A 2,516-nucleotide genomic window follows, 5' to 3' on the forward strand; every position below is an offset into this window, starting at 1 on the left:
GAGATAAAGCCATTTTCATGTGTGTGGGTTCTTAAAGGGTTTAGTAAAGTAAGTGAATTACTTGCACCACTACAGTTACGGTCTGGCGCCACAACAGTGACTTCTGCAATTTGAGAAAGCGCTAAATACAAAGCTTCAATGCCCTTTGCATTTACACCATCATCATTGCTCAACAAGATTTTCATGATTTTCCTTATTCTTTAATGATACATCTTGGCATAGCGCCAGTTCACGTAATACCGCTGTTGCAAAACACCCTTTTGGCAGTGCAAAGCTAAACTCTATCATATCTTTATCTACATGATGTACTTCAAATTTTTCAGGGTAAAGGCGCATATTTCTACGTTCGGATTTTAACCCTAGTTGTGCAAGGCTTTCACACCAAGAGGCAAAAGGTGCTAACCAATGTTGCTCTTGCTCAGTAATCCCCTGTTCACCTTTGCCAGCTAAAGGTGCTGATAAATGTATATCACCACTCGCAAGGCGATTAACCGTTTCAAGGCTAATCGGTTCTTTGAAAAATGCATTGCTACCATTTAGCAGAAAAACTTCTTCAGTCATTGTTTTTGCAATGCCATACTGCGCAATTCGTTGGCTAACAACCTGGTTAAAAATATGCGAACGCGCAGCTGATATTATTATGCCTCGCAATTTTTTATCATGGATTTCTTTGCCTGCAAATAATTGCTCTGCCAATTCTAAATTATGCCCATTGTGACCAAAGCGTTGAGCACCAAAGTAGTTTGGAACACCTTGTCTTACAGCATTGATACGCGTTAGCACTTCGCTTACCGAGCTACAATTACGTAACACAATCGTGAAGCGGTTTGCCTTATGGCATCCTGTTTTGAGCTTACGGTTGTGTCTTACCTGCTGCAATATTTTTACGCAATCACTATTAAGAGATGAGAAATCAACTTCTTTCTTAATGGGCACTGGTACACTAAACCATTGCGAGGTTACTGCATTGCGATCTTTCAATCCTGGATAACTAACATTACGCGCTTGTGTGCCAGCAATTTTAGCAATTTGTTTCGCAATAAATTGTGTATTCTCGCCTTTTTTAAGCACCTGTAAACACACATGCTCACCAGAATCTGTCAGCTCAAAACCAAGCTCTTCATCAACGCGAAAATCCTCAGCTGAACTTTTAAACTCAGCTGTCGCATTCGGTTTTCCGTAAAGATAAGTTAAATTATCCATTTGTAAGTAACACTACCGCGTGGCTCTCAATACCTTCTTTTCGACCAGCAAAGCCAAGTTTCTCTGTTGTTGTCGCCTTAACATTAACCTGATCAATATTAATATTTAGATCATCAGCTATCACAGCACGCATCGCTTCAATATGAGGAGCCATTTTCGGTGCTTGCGCCACAATGGTTATATCTGTGTTGGCAACGGAATAACCACGTTCTACCATTAATGACACAACATGACGCAGTAAAATTCGGCTGTCTATATTTTCAAATTCAGATGCTGTATCAGGAAAGTGTTTACCAATATCCCCTAGTGCAAGTGCGCCCAAAATTGCATCACATAGTGCGTGAATTGCGACATCACCGTCTGAGTGAGCTAAAAAGCCAAATTCATAATCAATTTTTACACCTGCAATTGTCAGTGGCCCTTCACCACCAAACTTATGCACATCATAGCCATGACCTATTCGCATGTGTTGTTCTCCAAAGTTTGCTTCGCAATCAAAAACTCTGCGATTGCAATATCATCAGGGGTCGTCAATTTAATATTATCAGCACGACTTTCAATTAATTGCACTTTGCCACCAGCCCATTCAATCGCCGAGGCTTCATCCGTTATCGCAACATGAGCGTTTAACGCATTAGTCAATGCGCTAGTTAATTCGTTCAGTAAGAACATCTGCGGCGTTTGCGCTTGCCAAAGAGTCTCTCTTGGCACGGTAGCATCGACAAAGTGACTTCCCTGTTTAATGGTATCTCTGACTTTGCTTGCCAAAATGCCACCGCACTGATTTGATTGACATGAGCTAATTAGTTTTAAAATATCATTGGGTAATACCAATGGCCGGGCAGCGTCATGAACAAGTACCCAGTCAACAACATGATTGATGGCAAGGTAGTTAAGTGCATTTAGCACAGAATCAGCACGTTCCTTACCCCCTAACACAGTAATTACATTACTCGGTAAGTCTAGTTCTGGGAAGTAAGCATCGTCTTCGCTAATAGCAACAATAATAAGTGCATTTGGAATGGTTTTATTAAGCTTATCAATGGTGTGTTCTAAAACTGTTTTATTGCCAAGTTGAATATATTGCTTGGGCTTATCGGCTTGCATTCGAGCACCAACGCCTGCAGCGGGCACAACAAATGCGATAGAAGGATTAATATCTGTCATTTTTATGTGTTACGCGAAAAAATGTTTCGCCTTGTTTGATCATCCCTAACTCATTTCTAGCACGCTCTTCAATGCCTTCTAAGCCCAGCTTTAAGTCTTCAACATCCGCTTTCAACAACTTGTTACGTCTTTCGAGACGTGTATTA

The 2,516-nt window shown here is 40.9% G+C and carries 5 protein-coding genes; all 5 read right to left on the reverse strand.

The genetic code is table 11. From position 1 onward, the window contains the following. The coding region (locus ABYD77_RS18805) for a 5'/3'-nucleotidase SurE (RefSeq protein WP_372771625.1) at positions 1 to 185 on the reverse strand (185 nt) is incomplete at its 3' end. Next, on the reverse strand, positions 163 to 1,203 hold the full coding sequence (gene truD, locus ABYD77_RS18810) for a tRNA pseudouridine(13) synthase TruD (RefSeq protein ID WP_372771626.1): 1,041 nt from the start codon (positions 1,201 to 1,203) through the stop codon (positions 163 to 165). The genes ABYD77_RS18805 and truD, both read right to left, overlap by 23 nt. Next, positions 1,196 to 1,669 (reverse strand): 2-C-methyl-D-erythritol 2,4-cyclodiphosphate synthase, encoded by a 474-nt coding sequence (gene ispF / locus ABYD77_RS18815; protein WP_372771627.1) that lies wholly within the window; start codon positions 1,667 to 1,669, stop codon positions 1,196 to 1,198. The genes truD and ispF overlap by 8 nt, the downstream gene beginning before the upstream one ends. Beyond that, positions 1,660 to 2,370 (reverse strand): 2-C-methyl-D-erythritol 4-phosphate cytidylyltransferase, encoded by a 711-nt coding sequence (gene ispD / locus ABYD77_RS18820; protein WP_372771628.1) that lies wholly within the window; start codon positions 2,368 to 2,370, stop codon positions 1,660 to 1,662. The genes ispF and ispD overlap by 10 nt, the downstream gene beginning before the upstream one ends. Next, the coding region (locus ABYD77_RS18825; RefSeq protein ID WP_372771629.1) for a septum formation initiator family protein at positions 2,357 to 2,516 on the reverse strand (160 nt) is incomplete at its 5' end. The genes ABYD77_RS18825 and ispD, both read right to left, overlap by 14 nt.

This window comes from Pseudoalteromonas sp., assembly GCF_041629635.1.
GTDB lineage: Bacteria > Pseudomonadota > Gammaproteobacteria > Enterobacterales > Alteromonadaceae > Pseudoalteromonas.